This window comes from Proteocatella sphenisci DSM 23131 (genome assembly GCF_000423525.1).
Classification (GTDB): Bacteria; Bacillota; Clostridia; order Peptostreptococcales; family Filifactoraceae; genus Proteocatella; species Proteocatella sphenisci.
On record NZ_AUID01000009.1, the window covers coordinates 51,180 to 69,905 of the forward strand.

General features: G+C 37.5%; 14 protein-coding genes. 4 read left to right on the forward strand and 10 right to left on the reverse strand.

Annotated features, from left to right (window positions below):
- Positions 1-8: 8 nt before the first annotated feature.
- The 4 genes from G558_RS13330 to nuoE all read right to left on the reverse strand — a co-directional run bounded on the left by G558_RS13330 (position 9) and on the right by nuoE (position 7,572).
- Positions 9-1,679 (reverse strand): HD-GYP domain-containing protein, encoded by a 1,671-nt coding sequence (locus G558_RS13330; protein WP_051188464.1) that lies wholly within the window; start codon positions 1,677-1,679, stop codon positions 9-11.
- 90 nt (positions 1,680-1,769) lie between these two features.
- Positions 1,770-5,282, reverse strand: coding sequence for a molybdopterin-dependent oxidoreductase (locus G558_RS12370; RefSeq protein WP_051188465.1), 3,513 nt, complete (start codon positions 5,280-5,282; stop codon positions 1,770-1,772).
- Positions 5,283-5,296: 14 nt separating this feature from the next.
- On the reverse strand, positions 5,297-7,051 hold the full coding sequence (locus tag G558_RS0104610; protein ID WP_028829130.1) for an NADH-quinone oxidoreductase subunit NuoF: 1,755 nt from the start codon (positions 7,049-7,051) through the stop codon (positions 5,297-5,299).
- Complete coding sequence (nuoE, locus tag G558_RS0104615; RefSeq protein ID WP_330363799.1) at positions 7,051-7,572, reverse strand: NADH-quinone oxidoreductase subunit NuoE; 522 nt, start codon at positions 7,570-7,572, stop codon at positions 7,051-7,053. The genes G558_RS0104610 and nuoE overlap by 1 nt, the downstream gene beginning before the upstream one ends.
- Positions 7,573-7,789: 217 nt before the next feature.
- Between nuoE and hemW the strand changes: the two genes are divergently transcribed.
- A complete protein-coding gene (hemW, locus tag G558_RS0104620) occupies positions 7,790-8,911 on the forward strand; it encodes a radical SAM family heme chaperone HemW (RefSeq protein WP_028829132.1) in 1,122 nt (373 codons plus the stop codon).
- A 39-nt stretch (positions 8,912-8,950) separates the two neighbouring features.
- Positions 8,951-10,507 carry a ClC family H(+)/Cl(-) exchange transporter gene (locus G558_RS0104625; RefSeq protein WP_036931607.1) on the forward strand — a complete coding sequence of 519 codons (1,557 nt, stop codon included), beginning with the start codon at positions 8,951-8,953 and terminating at the stop codon, positions 10,505-10,507.
- A 29-nt stretch (positions 10,508-10,536) separates the two neighbouring features.
- Here the strand turns inward: G558_RS0104625 and G558_RS12375 are convergent, their stop codons facing one another.
- Together G558_RS12375 and G558_RS0104635 are read right to left on the reverse strand one after the other, a co-directional pair.
- Positions 10,537-11,157, reverse strand: coding sequence for a 4Fe-4S binding protein (locus tag G558_RS12375; RefSeq protein WP_051188473.1), 621 nt, complete (start codon positions 11,155-11,157; stop codon positions 10,537-10,539).
- A gap of 47 nt (positions 11,158-11,204) precedes the next feature.
- Positions 11,205-11,390, reverse strand: a complete 186-nt coding sequence (locus G558_RS0104635) for an ATP-binding protein (RefSeq protein ID WP_028829134.1) — start codon at positions 11,388-11,390, stop codon at positions 11,205-11,207.
- 150 nt (positions 11,391-11,540) lie between these two features.
- On the opposite strand from G558_RS0104635, the gene G558_RS0104640 reads away from it, so the two are divergent.
- A complete protein-coding gene (locus G558_RS0104640; RefSeq protein ID WP_028829135.1) occupies positions 11,541-13,235 on the forward strand; it encodes a M3 family oligoendopeptidase in 1,695 nt (564 codons plus the stop codon).
- Between the two features lie 92 nt (positions 13,236-13,327).
- Here G558_RS0104640 and G558_RS0104645 read toward each other — a convergent pair whose 3' ends face one another.
- The 4 genes from G558_RS0104645 to lepA all read right to left on the reverse strand — a co-directional run bounded on the left by G558_RS0104645 (position 13,328) and on the right by lepA (position 18,237).
- The gene (locus G558_RS0104645; protein ID WP_028829136.1) at positions 13,328-13,873 is read right to left on the reverse strand and encodes a glutathione peroxidase; all 546 of its coding nucleotides are present in this window, start codon (positions 13,871-13,873) and stop codon (positions 13,328-13,330) included.
- A gap of 45 nt (positions 13,874-13,918) precedes the next feature.
- Positions 13,919-14,350 (reverse strand): MarR family winged helix-turn-helix transcriptional regulator, encoded by a 432-nt coding sequence (locus tag G558_RS0104650; protein ID WP_028829137.1) that lies wholly within the window; start codon positions 14,348-14,350, stop codon positions 13,919-13,921.
- Between the two features lie 170 nt (positions 14,351-14,520).
- The gene (gene dxs, locus G558_RS0104655) at positions 14,521-16,416 is read right to left on the reverse strand and encodes a 1-deoxy-D-xylulose-5-phosphate synthase (protein ID WP_330363800.1); all 1,896 of its coding nucleotides are present in this window, start codon (positions 16,414-16,416) and stop codon (positions 14,521-14,523) included.
- Positions 16,417-16,434: 18 nt separating this feature from the next.
- Positions 16,435-18,237 (reverse strand): translation elongation factor 4, encoded by a 1,803-nt coding sequence (gene lepA, locus G558_RS0104660; protein ID WP_028829139.1) that lies wholly within the window; start codon positions 18,235-18,237, stop codon positions 16,435-16,437.
- A gap of 184 nt (positions 18,238-18,421) precedes the next feature.
- On the opposite strand from lepA, the gene rpsT reads away from it, so the two are divergent.
- Positions 18,422-18,685: a 30S ribosomal protein S20 gene (gene rpsT, locus G558_RS0104665; protein WP_028829140.1), complete on the forward strand. Its 264-nt coding sequence runs from the start codon at positions 18,422-18,424 to the stop codon at positions 18,683-18,685.
- The last annotated feature ends 41 nt before the right edge of the window (positions 18,686-18,726 follow it).

An 18,726-nucleotide genomic window follows, 5' to 3' on the forward strand; every position in this document is an offset into this window, starting at 1 on the left:
TCTTGTTTTTATCTTCCTTTTTTGATTTTTTGCTTGTATTCTACCTGTTTCCTGAATAGAAATCTCAGTATGTCATCTCTGGTCGTTGAGGACATATCTACATAATTTAGTACATAGACCATGTTTCCAACAGAATTATACATCTTTGCTATACGGCACTTTACTTTTTTTACTCCCGACTTTTCTGCGGTTTCTTTATCTAATATGACATCAAAGCTACCCCCGAGATTTTCTGTGATTTTTTCACTGTCTTGTGGATCAACCTTGAATACAAGTGTATCTCCACCCAGTTTCATCATATCTACGTCCATTTCAAATCCATCTTTTTTCAGTTTTATTATACTCTCTAAAACAAGTGAGAAAAATTTATCTGTAGGAGTGTATGATATCTGCGAAAGTTCTATGCTCTCTGGTGACAGATTTTCTATACTGCACTTGAATTCGTAGAAGTCCTTATTTTCAGAAAAACTTATGGTAGGCAGGAAAATTCTAGAAACTATCCAACTCGGATTATATTCAGCTCCTGAGGCCAATATGAATATAGCCTTTTCATTTTTAAGTACTATATTTCCTTGAAGCGTGCATATATTTTTAAAATCTCCAAAGTAGAATCTTAAAGAAGCATTGATTATGAATTTAGATTTTTTCATGACCATAGTCCGTGTATTTTCATAATTGTCTTCTATTGCATTTATTGCAGCTCTTGCTATGTCTGGATCAAACTGCTGACCACTAAGCATTTTAAGCTCCCCTATTATCTCATGTGGCTCTTTTGCGTCTATACCCGGTCTCTTGCTCATCATAAAATCTATACTTTCAGCGGTAGCTACTATTCTGCTCAGATATGGTATTTCTTCTCCACAGAGTCCATCTGGATATCCTTTGCCATCATATCTTTCATGATGATACTTTACAATATTAGGTACGTCATTAAAAAAGGTCATTCCATAAAGGGATGATTTTAGAAGGTTGTACCCATTTATACAATGCTTGTTTACTATTTCTTTTTCCTTGTCAGTAAGTTTTTCTGGTCTGTTTATTATCGAGTCTGGAATAAATAGCTTTCCTACATCGTGCAAAAGTGCTGCTATATATAATATTTTGGTATCTCTCTCATTTATTTCAAGTTCATTTGCTATCTTTATACTCCAGTTTGCTACATTTGACATATGATGTGGCATCAGGGGGTCTTTTGCCGACAGCATCTCGCAATAAGCATCAATAAGATAATACAGCTTCTCATAATTTGTTATAACAGCTTGTATATTGTATAGAAAATATTCTGCCGTTATAAGATTTATCTCAGAAATTATATTGTCAGTAACTATTTTGTTTTCAAATTGAAGATTCATTGTGGCAATATAAATCTTGGGCTCAATTAAAGGATTTACCGCTGATACGTATATGTTTGTCTTTTCTCCGATTTGAGATACATGTATTTCTGTAAAGCCACTGGTCTTTACTGGATCATTTTCTGACACAAAATTCTTAAATGATTCAATATCTTCTTTTAACGCAAGCGCCTCTACTGTATTATAGATATATTCTATAGACGTAAAATCAGGATTAAATATAAGGAACTGAGTATTTTCGCTTTTCCCAAGTACACTGTGCCTTGATATAAACTCATCAAAAAAACTGGAAACATCTACAAACCCGTCTAACATGAATGCTTTCATATGTATGTCCTCTCTTTTTTATACAAAAGCACAGGTCTGTATAATAAGACCCGTGCTTTTACATATTTTTGTCTTACATTCCCAAGTTTTTTACAGAAGCTGGTTATTTTTCATAAATTCTTTGAATGTCTTTCTTTCGAAACTTGTATTTGTAGCTGTTTCAACAAGCTTTGAGACCTTGGCAGGTTTTAGAACAGCCTCTGATACTGGATAACTCCAGAACTTATCTGCTTCAAGTTTTGCAAGTCCTTTGTATGCTGGATTAAAGTTTCCAATAGCTTCTTGAATATCCTCTATTTTGTCAAATCCAAAGTCTGGCTCAAGAACCCTTGCTATATCCATAGCTATCTTCCAGTTGGATCCTGCTATGCCATTATTAAGGGCTTTTCTTGATCTTTGGATTCTTCTTTCTGCATTTGTATATGATCCTTCAGATTCTGCAAAGCTCGCTCCAGGAAGTACAATATCAGCTATCTTTGCCATGTCTGACATATTGATATCTTGAACTACTACAAGCTCGAGTTTTGAAAGATCTACATCACAGATGTTCTCTCCAAATGATATTATCCCTTTTACAGTTCCATTTTCTATTTTTTCAAGAAGCTCTGCCTTATCTGTACAGATTCCAAGATCAACTAGTCCCTGGCTGTTGGCATTTTTCTTCATCTGGATTATTCCAGCTCTTGGTCTGTTTACATGACCTGCCATAACTGCAGTATTTACAAGAGAAAGTGCACCGTCATAGCTAAGTTCTCCCTGATTGTATACTGTCATAGCTGTTTTTGCTCCTGTGTACATATCCGCGATTTTTTGTGCTTCTTCGCTTATCTCAATTCCTGCAAGTGATGCTTTGTGTTCATCTGTTGCGATTTTTGAGTTTTTAGCTACTGCTTTTTCTATCTGAAGAAGGAAATCTGTAGAGTCTGTATGAACAGAGATTGTCGCTATTTCATCAAGAAGCGTATGTTTGTCATTGATTACAACAAGTTTTGCACCATCAAGAGCAGCCTGTCTTATCTTGATTCCAATTATAGTGTTGTTTATCATGATGTCTGATCCTGCAACTATTATCATCTCTGTTGACAGAAGTTCTTCGTAGCTTGATGTTGAAGCGTCTGTTCCAAGTACATCTGCAAGTGCCGATTTTTCAGCATTCATACTGTATACCTTTGAAGCTCCGAAAAGTTTTTCTCCAAGAGTCTTTACTGCAAATATATCTTCGTTTGTGTACTTGTCTGAAACAAGGATTGCAAGGCTCTGTGGTCCATTAAGACTTACAAGGTTCTGCGCCTTTTTAGCTGCTTCTACAAGTGCACTTTCAAGAGTCGCTTCTTCAAGTTCTTTGTCTCTTCTGAGAAGGGCTGATTTTATTCTGTCATAGCTGTGAGCCACGTCATATCCAAATCTTCCTTTTGCACAAAGTCTTCCGTCGTCAACCTTGCTTGAATTGTCAGACTCTATTCTCATTATCATTTCGTTTCTTGTGTTTACTTTTATGTTACAGCCTACGCTGCAGTTTGAGCATACTGTATTTGTTATTTCAGCAATAACTGGAACTGGCTTTTTAATCTTCATTCTTTCCTGAAGTGCTCCCGTTGGACAAACGCTTACACATTGTCCACATGAAATACATCCTGTTTCATTCAAGGGCATCTCCACAGCTGGTTTAACTATTGTGTCAAATCCTCTGTGTACAAGTCCAAGCGCGCTTACGCCCATAACTTCTTCACATGTTCTTACACAAAGTCCGCAAAGTATACACTTGTCAGGGTTTCTGTCTATGAATGGATGTGAGTTGTCCTCTTTACGTTTGTGCATTTCTCCTTCAAACTTTTCAGGTTTGATGTCATATTCATTTGAATATTTTAGGAGTTTGCACTCATAAAGATCCATACATCCGCACTCAAGACATCTTGCCCCTTCTTCCATAGCCTGCTCATCAGTGTAATTAGTAACTACTTCTTCAAAGTTGTTTCTTCTTACATCTGGATTCACATGATCTCTGTGGGGTCTGTAAGTTATTTCTCTGTCCTCAAAATCATCGGCGCTCATGCCTTCGATTTCTGAGTAGAAAGGTTTTTTGTATGCAACCATGTCGCCGTCCATGTATGTCATTATAACCTGGGCTGCTCTTTTTGCATCTCCTATTGCTGCTATCGCTATATCTGCACCTTTGTTAGTTGCGTCTCCTATTGCAAATACTCCCTCAACATTTGTTCTAAATGTTTTTTCGTCTGCTGCAACAGTTCCTCTTCTTGTAAGTTCTATCTCTTCAAATCCCTTTGGATTAACTATCTGTCCAATAGCGCTTATTACGCAGTCAACTACAAGCGTCTGCGTCACTCCTTCTTTTGGAATCGGCGATCTTCTTCCACTTGCATCTGGCTCTCCAAGCTCCATTACCTGAAGTGTCATCTCAAGCTGGCCGTTTTCCAGCTTTTTGATTTCAATCGGGTTTACAAGCTCTTTAAATATAACGCCTTCTTCTTCTGCTTCTACAATCTCTATTTCTTCTGCAGGCATCTGATCTTTAGTTCTTCTGTATACGTTGTATACTTCTTTTGCTCCAAGTCTCACTGAAGTTCTGCAGGCGTCCATAGCCGTGTTTCCACCACCTACTATTGCCACTTTTTCTCCGGCTTTAAAAGGCTTGTTGGTAACATAGTTTTCAAGGTATTCTATACCACCAATTACGCCTTCTGCTTCTTCGCCCTTGCAGCCAAGTTTTGTACTGCTCCATGCTCCAATTGCTAAAAGAGTTGCATCAGCTGTGTCGTTGATATGCTCAAAACTTATGTCTCTTCCTACTTTTGTATTAGGAACAAGCTTTGCGCCCATCTTCTCTATTACATCTATCTCTTTTTGAAGAATTGATTTTGGAAGTCTGTACTGGGGTATTCCATATCTCAGCATTCCACCTAATTTGGGCATCTGATCGTATATTGTTACGTCATGGCCTTCCATAAGCAGGAAGTACGCTGCTGAAACTCCACCAGGTCCTCCACCTATTATATTTACTTTTTTCCCTGTTTTCGCCTTAAGCTCTGGAATATACATCTCTTCATTTGCATGATCATGGTCTGCTGCAAAGTATTTTAAATTTGCTATTGCTATCGGCTCATCTATAAGCCCTCTTCTACAGGCAGTCTCACATGGATGAGGACACACTCTTCCTATACTTGCAGGAAGTGGCAGTTTATCTTTGATTACTTTATTAGCTTCATCAAACTGTCCATTTGCTATTAGTCCTACATATGCCTGGCAATCTGTATTTCCAGGACAGGCAATAACGCATGGTCCCTGACAGTCTCCTGTGTGATCTGACATAAGAAGCTCAAGCGCTACTTTTCTGGCTTCTATTGTTCTTTTTGTATTAGTTTTTATTATCATGTTATTTGAAGCATCTGTTGCACATGATCTCATAAGCTTTGGCATTCCTACAGCTTCAACTACGCAAAGTCCGCATGATCCATAAGCTTTGATTCTCTCATCATGGCAAAGTGTTGGTATTTCTATATTGTTTTCTCTTGCGATATCGAGAATTGTCTGTCCACTGTAGCCAGTAACTTCTATTCCATCTATATTAAGTCTGATTTTTGACATTTTCGGCCTCCTCCCTATGCTTTTATTACTGCATCAAATTTGCAGCTTTCGATACATTTTCCACATTTTATACAAAGATCGTGATCTATTACATGAAGCTTCTTAACTGAGCCTTCGATTGCATCTACTGGACAGTTACGTTTACACAGTCCACAGCCTATACACTTATCTTCAAGTATGTTGAAAGTAATAAGTGATTTACACTGAGCTGCTGTACATTTTTTGTTGTAGATATGATCCTCGTATTCGTTTCTAAAGTATCTGATTGTACTAAGAACAGGGTTTGGAGCTGTCTGACCAAGTCCACAAAGTGAACCGTCTTTTATTTTTTCTCCAAGATCTTCAAGAAGCTCTATATCTCCGTCTTTTCCTTCGCCTTCACATATTCTGTTAAGAATTTCGAGCATTCTCTTTGTACCAATTCTACAGTGTATACATTTTCCACATGATTCTTTTCTTGTAAAATCAAGGAAGAATCTTGCCATGTCAACCATACAGGTAGTTTCGTCCATAACAACCATACCACCCGAACCAACTATCGCACCAGTTTGTGCTATGCTTTCGTAGTCAACTGTTGTATCTATTATACTCATAGGGATACATCCGCCTGATGGGCCTCCAAGCTGGACTGCCTTAAACTGCTTTCCGTCTCTTATTCCACCACCGATATCATAGATTATTTCTGATATTGGCATTCCCATAGGAACTTCTACAAGTCCACCTTTTTCAATTTTTCCAGTAAGTGCGAATACCTTTGTTCCCGGGCTCTTTTCAGTTCCCATGGCAGCAAATTTTTCTCCGCCGTTTCTCATTATCCAAGGCACGTTTGCAAGTGTCTCAACGTTGTTGATGTTAGTCGGCTTGTCCCAGTATCCTTTTTGTGCAGGAAATGGTGGTTTAAGTCTAGGCATTCCTCTTTCACCTTCAAGTGAAGCTATAAGTGCTGTCTCTTCCCCACATACAAAAGCTCCTGCTCCTGCTTTTATTCTCATGTTGAATTTTGCGCCTTCTATCCCAAATATGTTGTCTCCCAGGATTCCTCTTTCCATTGCCTGTTTTATTGCATTTGTAAGTCTTATTATAGCAAGTGGGTACTCTGCTCTTACATATACGATACCCTCTTCTGCTCCGATTGCATATGCCCCAATCATCATTCCTTCTATAAGACCATGAGGGTCTCCTTCTATTACGGCTCTGTCCATGAATGCTCCTGGGTCACCCTCGTCAGCATTACATACAAAGTACTTTGGAGTTGCATTTGAAGCAAGCGCCGCATTCCACTTGAACCACGTCGGGAATCCTGCTCCACCTCTTCCTCTAAGACCCGATTTTTTTATTTCATCTATTACATCTTTTCTGCTCAGCTCAGTGAAACATCTTCTTGCAGCTTCGTATCCACCAGCCTCCATGTATTCATCAATGCTCTCAGGGTCAATAATTCCGCAGTTTTTAAGTGCTATCTTAACCTGTTTCCCCTGCGCAATAACGTCTTCTTTTAGTATTACAGCATCAGCTACTGGGACAGAATTCTTTATGTGACTTTCAACTATTTTTTGCGCAATGGCTTCATCTACCTTTACATATGTAGTCTTGTTGCCTTCATTGTCTATTACGTCCACTATTGGCTCCAGATAGCAAGTTCCTATACATCCGGTTATTTCAACACTGGCATCGAGTCCCTGTCCCTTTATCTGAGCGTTGAGGTAATCAGATATCTTTCCCGCTCCTGCTGCAAGTCCGCAGCTTCCTTGTCCAACAAGAATTCTCATTATGCTTCCTCCTTGTCTTTTGCTCTTATATCAGCAATTATTTTCTTTGTAGATTGCGGCGTTAGTTTTCCATAAGTTTCCCCATTTATCATCATTACCGGCGATAAACTGCAGCATCCCAGACACGCAACGTTTATAAGCGTAAAGAGTTCGTCTTCACTTGTTTGACCATCGCCTATTCCAAGTTCTTCATGGATTGCTTCTTCTATCCTCTCAGACCCGTTTACGTGACAGGCAGTACCATGACACAGCATTATAAGGTTTTTTCCTACTGGATTCATTCTAAACTGAGTATAAAATGTCAGTACTCCGTATATTTTAGCTGGTTTTATACCAGTATGTTCTGCAATATATTCTATGGCCTCCATGGGAACATAATTGTATATCTCTTGAACACCTTGCAATATAGTAATCAGACTTCCTTTTGTATCCTTGTATTTTTCAACGATTTCAACAATAAGGCTAAGGTCTACACTACCTGTTTTTATATTTTCTTCACAGCAGCATTGCACAAGATTCACTCTCCTTCATAAGTTTTTAATTTGATTTTAACAGAAAATTTACAAATCTCTCTACAGTCTATATGTTAACATTTATATAAAAATATGTAAATAATTTTTAATTTTAATTTTTGCTGAAGTAATAAGTTTCTATTATATAAGTTATACTTAATTTTAGGATGATTTGTTTGGTATTTTGGTTTATAATTGTAATATAGTATTATTAAGGAGAAAAAAAATGAAACCACTTAGCCTCTATATCCACATTCCTTTTTGCAAACGCAAATGTTCTTATTGCGACTTTGTTTCTGTTGCAAAACCATTTTCCTTTCAGGAAACCTACATCGATGCACTTATAAATGAAATGCGTCTTCAAGCTGCAATTTCAGCTTCACATAAAATAGATACCATATATATAGGGGGCGGTACCCCCAGCTTTTTAGAAGAGTCTCTCATAGAAAAACTTTTATCTGCCCTTTCTGATAACTTTTGTACAGATTTTGTCAGGGAATATACATTTGAGTGCAATCCCGAATCTCTTAGTCCCCAGAAATTGGAAATACTGAAAAAGCATGGGGTTAACAGACTGAGTTTTGGCCTTCAGACCACTGACAGTTCAGAACTCGAGCTTTTGCGAAGGTCACATGACTTTGAAACTTTTATTGGTTCATTCAAACTTGGCAGAGACCATGGCTTTAAAAACATAAGCGTAGACCTCATGTTCGCACTTCCCTCCCAGACTATGAGTTCTCTTTCAAAGAGCCTTGAGGATATAATTTCTATATCACCAGAGCACATTTCTTGTTACTCTCTCATAATTGAAGAAGGCACCCTTATGAACAAGTGGGTAAATGAAGGAAAAGTCACTCCAGTCGATGATGACACCTATGTTGAGATGTACAGATATATCGTATCTCATCTAGAAAATCATGGATACCATCAGTATGAAATCTCAAATTTTTGCAAAGACGGATATGAATCACTCCACAACAGCGCTTACTGGCTAAGACAGAATTACCTTGGACTTGGCGTTGCCGCTCATTCGATGATTGACAATAAAAGATTCTCTAATACAGATAACATCACCAATTATATAAATTGCCTTGATGGCGGAAATCTTTCTGTTGAAGAAGGTTCTTTAGAGCTGCTTTCTTCCAATGACATCATAAATGAAACAATCTTTCTCGGGCTCAGGATGAACAGAGGAATAAAACTTAAGGAGCTTCCGCTTGAGGCCCTTGATAAAGTGGATGGCCTTGTCAAAAACAAGCTTGTTGAAATTGAAGAAGACAGGATAAGACTTACCCAGAAAGGACGCGAAATCAGTAATACCATTTTTGTTGAACTTATGACCGACTGAGAGAATTTTCCTTTCAGGAGGTTTTTTAAGGAGATTTTTATGAAAAAAAATAATTACAAAGAAGCTGCAGGCATATATTCAAGCAAGCTTTCTATTCTTTACAAAAGTATAATAACAGGTTTTCTTGCAGGGGCTGTAGTAATACTTTACAGACTTATTCTTATAAAGGCAGAACATCTCTCCTTTGAGATGTATGCTTATGTGAGAGAACATATTATCTATATTCCCCTTGCACTGGCTTTACTGGGTTGTTTTGGATACATTACTGGAATTTTGGTGTCAAAATACAAACTCATAAACGGAAGCGGAATCCCCCAGGTAAAAGGAATAATTATGGGCTATTTTGAAGACAGCTGGTTTAGCACCCTGGTTTCTAAATTCATTGGAGGAGTCTTGTCCATATTTGCCGGACTGTCTCTTGGAAGAGAAGGCCCTTCTATTCAGCTTGGCGCATGTGTTGCACAAGGGGTTGGAAACAAACTTGCCAAGTCACGTACAGAAAAAAAGATACTTATAGCCAGCGGTGCAAGCGCCGGGCTCTCCGCTGCATTTAATGCCCCACTTGCTGGAACTATATTTGCCATGGAAGAGATATATAAGTATTTTTCTCCTGTCATACTTCTTTCTGCAATGGCTTCTGCAATGACTGCCGATTTTCTTTCAAAAATGGTATTTGGCCTGGATCCAGTCTTTAGTTTTAATGTAACTTCAGTAATCCCTCTTTCTGGATACTGGATGCTCCTTATACTAGGCATCGCCCTTGGATTCATGGGCGCTTTTTATAATAAAATGCTCATCTTTTCTCAGCATCTTTACAAAAAAATCCCACTTCTAAGCGCAAAAACAAAACTACTCATGCCATTTTTACTTGCTGGAATACTTGGAGTAGTTTTTCCCCTGGCTCTTGGTGGAGGTCATGTAATAGTTGAGCAGCTAAATCCTTCTACAGGGATCACTCTGCTGGTTCTTATCTTATGTATAAAATTTGTATTTTCAATGATCAGCTTTGGCTCAGGAGCACCCGGGGGTATATTTTTCCCGCTTCTGATAATGGGAGCTCTGATCGGATGTATATTTGGAAATATTGCTATATCTTATGCCGGATTTAATTCAGAGCTCTTTTACAACTTTATAATACTGGCCATGGCCGGTTATTTTACTGCAATAGTAAGAGCTCCTATAACTGGGATAGTTCTTCTGGTGGAAATGACAGGTTCTTTTACTCATCTTCTTTCACTTACCGTAGTTTGTATAGTAGCCTATGTAGTGGCGGATCTTTTGGAGAGCCCCCCTGTATATGAATCACTTCTTGAAAGCCAGATTGCTAAAAATTCTTCCCCTCTTGATAAAAAAGACGACGGGAGAAAAATAACCATGGAAATGGTAGTACATTATGGTTCATCCGCCGATGGAAAAACAATCAAAGAACTCGAATTCCCATCAAATTGCCTGCTCATAGCCATTAGACGGCGCGGCGGAGATATCATACCAAACGGCAATACAATTGTAATGCCAGAGGATTCTCTCGTTTTTATAACTGATCAATCCAAAGAGTCATGCCTTAGAGAACTAATGGAAAAAACTATGACCGCTTAATAAATTTCCTCTTGTAATTACGAAAATTTCTAGGCTATTTTTTCGTCACTTTGGCGACTGTCAAGAAGTGCATTATAAGCTTTTTTGTGCATAACTTTGTTTATTTCCTGAGTCATAGTTCCAATTGGACAAAACGTGCACCATGTACGAGGCTTGTAAAAATGCATTGTAGTTATTCCAATTATTGCTGAGGTAAGCATCATGCTGTAAAATCCAAATGCAAACTGGACTATCCACGGGGATACTCCCACAATTTCTGGTGCATTCCAGGCAAATTTAAAAGTCCAAAGAATTGTTATCACTTCCCTTAGATTTCTTGACCCTTCAAATACCAGATATGTGTTAAAGACCATATTAAAGAACATAGTCATGAAAAATATTAAAAATCCATACCTGAAAGCCTTCCCTGCGAGAAATTCCGGGGTAGGTCTTTTTTTTGAAAGTTTTTTCCTCTCACCCAGTATATTAAAAAGCTGACTCCTTCCACAATAAGAGTTGCAATAAAGTTTCCCTTTTCCCATAAAGGTAAGTATAAGCGGAACCATGAAGCATATCATCCCCAGCCATGCAAACATGATATTGAATAAACCTAGAATAAAATATAAAACTGTTGCTATCCACAGGTAATCATTCCATTTCTTATTTTTCATTTTCAAATTCAATCTCACTTTCTAATAATTCCATATGATAATTTTATTTATTTTTTCTCCATTGCTATGGCATTGGCCGGACATACTTTTGTGCATAGCGTACATCCAACGCACTTGTCTATATCAATTACAGCAACTATACCTTTAAATATAGATATTGCATCTTTTGGGCATTTGTCTGCACAGGCTCCACACGCTACACATTGTTTATGATTTACAACTGCTTTTTTCATATATATTCTCCTTTTTTTGACCTTACAATACCCATAATATATTAAACTCAGATTGATTGTATGTAACATTGTTACATTCATCTATAATATAGTATAATAAAATACAATAAGTATATATAATAATTAAATATTTTATCAAAGAGGTGAATTATGAAATTTAACGAATTCGAATACAAAAGACCTGATTTTGAGATTACAAAAACTGCTCTGGAAAATTTAATAATGTCCATGAACGAGTCAGTTTCATTTGGAGATTTTAAAGGAAATATGGATGAAGTCAACAAGAAAAGAAACACTATACAGTCCATGGAAACGCTTGTTAGTATACGCTACAGCATAGATACCCGTGATACTTTTTACAGCAGTGAAAAAGAATACTGGGATGAAATCTCTCCACAATATGAAGAAATTAATTCAAAATTTTATAAGGCGGTAACTCAGTCAAAGTTCAGAAAAGAGCTCGAAAAAGAAATTGGAACTCAATTTATTAAGATAGCTGAGTATTCTCTAAAGTCCTTTGATCCTTGTATAATCGAAGATCTGAAAGAAGAGAACAAACTGACTTCTGAATATACCCGTCTGCTCGCATCGGCCAAGATAATATTTGAAGGCGAGGAGAGGAATCTCTCGGGAATGGGGCCTTTTATGACATCCAAAGACCCAAGCGTCAGAGAAAATGCAAGCCAAAAATACTACGGTTTTTTTGAAGAAAATGAAGATAAATTTGATGATATATTCAGCCAGCTTGTCAATGTAAGGCACTCTATGGCTTGCAAACTGGGATTTGAAAACTTTACCGAACTTGGATATATCAGGATGCTGCGTACCGACTACAATGCGGACATGGTTTCCAAATTTAGAAATCAAGTAAGCCAATATATAATCCCCTGCGTATCAAAACTCTTTGAAAGACAACGAAAAAGACTTAATCTTGACAAGCTCAGATATTTTGATGAGAACTATGAATTTGAAACTGGAAACCCTGAACCTAAGGGTGATTCAAAATTCATAATAGATAATGGCATAAAAATGTACCGCGAGCTTTCCAAAGAAACCAAAGAATTCTTTGAATTTATGACAGAGCACGAGCTCATGGACCTTGAAACTAAAAAAGGCAAAAGCGCAGGAGGATACTGTACCTATATACCCGATTATAAATCACCCTTTATATTCTCCAATTTCAACTCTACAGACGCCGACATAGATGTGCTTACCCATGAAGCCGGCCATGCTTTTCAGGTGTATCAGTCCAGATGGATAGACATACCTGAAATCAATTTCCCGACATATGAGAGCTGTGAAATACACTCTATGAGTATGGAGTTTATAACCTACCCATGGATGGAGCTTTTCTTTAAAGAAGATACAGATAAATATAAATATGCACATATGGGAAGTACTTTAAAATTCATCCCCTATGGAGTCCTGGTTGACGAGTTTCAGCATCACATATATGAAAAACCTCAATTGTCCCCAGCTCAAAGAAAAACACTCTGGAGAGAACTTGAGAAAAAATACCAGCCTCACAAGAACTACCAGGGATGCGACTTTTTGGAAAGAGGAGGATGGTGGCTTAAACAGGGCCATATATTCAAAAATCCATTCTACTATATCGATTACGCCCTTGCTCAGATATGCGCACTCCAGTTTTGGAAAAAAATGGAGCAAGACAGAGAAAGTGCCTGGCAGGATTATCTTAAAATCTGCACCATAGGGGGCACAAAATCATTTGTAGAAATAGTAAAGGAAGCAAAACTTATATCTCCATTTGAAGACGGTTGCCTGGCCAGTATCATAAATGATATAGACACCTATCTTGAATCTGTGGACGACACCATGCTTTAATAATTAAAAATCCTAGATTATTCAACATCTACGCAAATGTAGAGAACTGAATAATTTAGGATTCTTTTGTTTGTTTTAATATTTATAATTTACTAAATCAACTCTTTTATTGATGGTTCAATTTCAAGAGGGTTTACTGAAGACTCAAATCTGTCTACAACTTTTCCATCTCTGTTTATAAGAAATTTTGTAAAATTCCATCTGATTTCATTTCCTGATGTATAGCTTGGGAATTTTTCGTTTAGTATTGACTCTATTATCTTATTTGTAAGGTTGGTCTGATCAAGGCCTTTAAATTCTACCTGGTCTTTAAGATAAGCAAATATAGGATCGGTATCTTTTCCATTTACTTTTATTTTTTCAAACATAGTAAATGATACTCCATAATTAAGGCTGCAGAAAGACTTTATTTCTCCACTTTCTCCAAATTCCTGATCATCAAACTGGTCACATGGGAATCCAAGTATTGCCAGTCCCTGATCGCTGTATTTTTCATGAAGTTTTTGAAGATCTTCATACTGAGGTGTAAATCCACATTTGCTTGCGGTGTTTACTATAAGCATTACTTTTCCTTTGTAATCACTCAGTGATATTTCGTTTCCGTCAATGTCTCTTGCTTTAAAATCGTAGATATTCATAATAATACTTCCTTTCTTAATTGGAAAATTATAATTAATTTAAATTTATTCAAACATAATGTTTAGCACCGAATCCAGGTTTTTTTTGAGTTCCATTATCAGTATCTCATTGCCTTTGAATTTTTCCGCCATTTTCTGGGGTATTTCAACCATGTCTTCTTTTATATCTTTTCCCTTTTGGGTAAGTGTCACTTTTACCTGCCTGTCGTCTGACTCGTCTCTTTTTTTTGTAAGCAGATTCATAGATTCAAGCTTTTTAACTACCGGAGTGAGTGTACCCGAATCCAGATGCAGCTTCAATCCAAGTTCTTTAAAAAATATCTCTTCGTATTCCCACATCACCAGCATAGTAACATACTGGGTGTATGTCATGTCATATTTATCTAAAAAAGGTTTATATAGTTTTATGACTTCTCTTGAAAGTGCATAAAGTGGAAAACAGAGCTGGTTTTCAAGTTTAAGTTTTTCATATTTCATATTTTCACGCCCTTATTTACTCTTTTTTCAGCCTCAGTATAAATTCAATTTTGTTAAATTAGATTTGATTCAATTATATATTACAGGAGAGCATATGTCAATGGATTTTTTTGAATTTTTAAAATATATACAAAAAAGCACAGAAACTCAATCCCATGCTTTCTTATATCTTATGAAATTTTTTCTTGGTTATGGTATCCTCTGTAAAATTTATCGATTACTTCTGAGGCTATGCTTTCCGCATCCATCTTGTTAAGTTTGAGCAGTTCTTCTACTGATCCATGTCTTATAAATTCATCTGGAAGGGTTTTTACAAGAGTTTTTGTATTTGGAGGCATCATACTTATAGCTTTGAATGCAAAGGATCCGTCTACTGGAGCTTCATCTATTATTACTACTTTTCCAGTCTTTGCTGCAGTCTTTTTGATTAGTTCCTCATCAAGGGGCTTTATGAATCTAAGATTCACTACTTCTGCATCTATGCCTTTTTCGCTAAGTCGTTCTTTGACCTCAACTGCTGTAGTCAACATCTTGCCACTGGCGATTATAGATATGTCACGCCCTGGTTCCACTATGACACCCTTGCCTCTTACTATTACTTCCTCACTGCCGCTTATGTTAGCAGATGATCCACCCCTTGGGTATCTGACAGCTACAGGTCCTTTATATTCATTTACAGCAAATTCGAGCATGTTTTCAAACTCTCTATAGTCGCACGGAGCCATTACTGTCATATTTGGAATCTGTGATAAAAATGCTGCATCAAAGACTCCCTGATGGGTTTCTCCATCATTTCCAACAAGGCCTGATCTGTCAAGTGCAAATACTACGTGCAGATTCTGAGTTGCAACATCATGCAATACCTGATCATAAGCTCTTTGAAGAAACGATGAATAAAGGGCTACTACAGGTGTTATTCCGTCTGCCGCCATACCAGCTGCCATGGTTACCGCGTGTTGCTCTGCTATTCCTGCATCAAATATCATGTCTGGATATTTTTTTTCAAAGTTTGAAAGGCCCGTACCATCTATCATAGCTGCAGAAATAAGAGCAAGATTTTTGTTTTTTGAAGCAATCTTGCACATCTTATCTCCAAATACATCTGAATAAGTTGGTTTTGAGCCCATCTTTATGCTCTTTCCGGTTTTTATATCAAAAGATGATACTCCGTGAAAATCATTGGGTCTATCTTCTGCGGGTTTGTATCCTTTTCCTTTTTTAGTCCTTACGTGAATTATCACTGGCTGTGTTTCTCGCCTGGCTCTTTTCATGACTTTTATAAGTGCTTCTGTATCATGTCCGTCCACTGGTCCCAGATATTTTAAACCAAGTTCTTCGAAAAGCATATTCGGAACAAGAAATTTCTTTATTCCGCCCTTGGCCCTGCTCAGTACTTTGTGTATGCCTCTACCTGCAAATGGAATCCTTGATACAAACATTTCTATGTCTTTTTTAGTAGTGAGATAAGCAGGCATAGTCCTTATATTACTAAGGTGACGAGAAAGACCTCCTACATTTTCTGATATGGACATCTCATTATCATTTAAGATAACTATCATTTTTGAATGATTTCTGCCCACGTCATTTAGAGCTTCAAAGGCCATCCCTCCTGTTAAAGCACCATCTCCTATTACCGCTATTACTTCATTGCTGCCTTTTCGCAGATCTCTGGCCCTGGCCATCCCTACTGCAGCAGATATAGAAGTACTGCTGTGTCCCGTATCAAAGCAGTCATATTCACTTTCTTCTCTTTTTGGGAATCCGCTCATTCCATTCAACTGCCTAAGCGTAGACATCTTGTCTTTTCTTCCTGTTAAGATTTTGTGTGTATAAGACTGATGTCCCACGTCCCATATTAGTTTATCTTGCGGAAAATCAAATACATGATGAAGCGCAATTGTAAGTTCTACAACTCCAAGATTGGAAGCCAGATGGCCTCCTGTCTTAGAAATGCTCTCTATTAAAAATGTCCTTATTTCTTTGGAAAGTATTTTCATCTCTTTTGTACTTAATTTTTTCACATCTTCAGGACAACTTATCCCGTCAATTATACTATTCATTTTCATATCACTTCCTATAATTAATTAATCATCAAGTTTAAGAACAGACATAAATGCTTTTTGAGGTACTTCAACATTACCTATTTGACGCATTCTCTTCTTTCCTTCTTTCTGTTTTTCAAGAAGCTTTCTTTTTCTGGATATATCTCCTCCATAGCATTTTGCAAGTACGTCTTTTCTGTATGCGCTGATTGTTTCTCTTGCAATTACCTTAGTTCCTACAGCTGCCTGAATTGGAACCGGGAATTGATGCTTTGGAATTTCATCTTTTAGTTTTTCACACATTACCCTGCCTCTTTTTTGAGCAGTAGTCTCGTGGACTATAAATGAAAGTGCATCCACTTGTTCTCTATTGATGAGGATATCCAGCTTTACAAGATCTGACTTCACGTATTCCTTAAATTCGTAATCAAAGGAGCCATAGCCCTTAGTTCTTGATTTAAGCGAATCAAAGAAGTCATAAACAACCTCATTAAGTGGAAGATTATAATGCAGAGTGACTCTCTTTGTATCGAGATACTCCATATTTATCATATCTCCACGTCTGTCCTGCGCAAGCTCCATAACTGCTCCTACATAATCTTTGGGAACTATTATAGCTGCCTTTACAATCGGTTCTTCTATATGCTGTATCTCTGTTGGAGCAGGTAGGTTTGCTGGATTTTGTATCATAAGGACCTCACCGTCATTTTTGACAACTCTGTATACAACTGAAGGCGCGGTAGTTATCATGTCCAGGTTAAATTCTCTTTCAAGTCTTTCCTGGATTATCTCCATATGCAGAAGTCCGAGGAATCCGCATCTGAATCCAAATCCAAGTGCTACTGAAGTCTCTGGTTCAAATTCCAGTGCCGCATCATTTACCTGAAGTTTTTCAAGGGCATCTCTTACGTTTTCGTACTTTTCTCCCTCTGCAGGGTAAACTCCACAGTAAACCATAGGAGTTACCTTTTTATAGCCCGGAAGTGGATCTTGCGCCGGATTGGCCGCAGTAGTTATAGTGTCTCCTACGCGGCAGGTTCTTATTTCCTTTATAGAAGCAGCAATGTATCCTACATCTCCGGCCTCAAGCGATTCTACTGGAATGTGCCCCGGTGAAACTACCCCAACTTCTACAACCTCGAATTCTTTTTTGGTATTCATCATCTTTATTATGTCGCCTTTTTTTACCTTACCGTCAAATACTCTGACATAGGCAATAACTCCCTTGTAGCTGTCATAATAGGAGTCAAATATAAGTGCTTTTAGAGGTTTTTCTGTATCTCCTGATGGCGCTGGTACATATTTTACTATTGCCTCCAGTACATCCTTTATATTTATTCCATCTTTTGCCGAGATAAGTGGTGCATAAGATGCATCTATACCTATTATGTCTTCTATCTCTTCTTTTATTTCATCAGGTCTTGCGCTTGGCAGGTCTATCTTGTTTATTACAGGCACTACCTCCAGGTCCTGCTCAATAGCCAGATATACGTTGGCCATAGTCTGGGCTTCTACTCCCTGAGCCGCGTCCACCACAAGAAGTGCGCCTTCGCAGGCAGCCAGGCTCCTTGAAACCTCATAGTTAAAGTCCACGTGTCCAGGTGTATCTATAAGGTTAAAGTAATATTCTTCTCCATCATCTGCCTTGTATATTAACCTTATACTCTGCAGTTTTATAGTAATACCTCTCTCACGCTCCAGATCCATGTTGTCCAGAAGCTGTTTTTTCATATCTCTATGAGCTACTACACCTGTTTGTTCTATCAATCTATCAGCTAATGTTGATTTTCCGTGGTCAATATGGGCGATTATACTAAAATTTCTAGTTCTTTGTTGCTTGTCCATATAGTTTTCTCCTCTCAATATATCCTAACCTTTATATTTTATCCGAAGTTCAGGTTTTTTTCAATCACAATAGGGTTAAAAATTTTTCTTTTTTTATCTTTTTAATATTTACACTCATTAATTTCTATGGTATACTCATATACGTTATTAATGTCTATTTTTAATTTGGTGGGAGGTGAATCAATTGGCTAATATTAAATCAGCAAAGAAAAGAATATCTGTAACAGCAAAGAAAACTGCTATCAATAGAATGAGAAAATCTCAGGTTAAGACTGCTATCAGAAGATTTGAAGAAGCTGTAGCTGCAGGTAATACTGAGCTTGCTACTTCTGCGTTCCAATATGCTCAGAAGAAAATAATGCAAGTTGCTACAAAAGGAACAATCCATAAGAATGCTGCATCCAGAAAAGTATCTAGACTTGCTGCAAAGCTTAATACTGCAAAATAGTACAAGAATTTTATTAAAATAATAATTTCAACTTACTATAT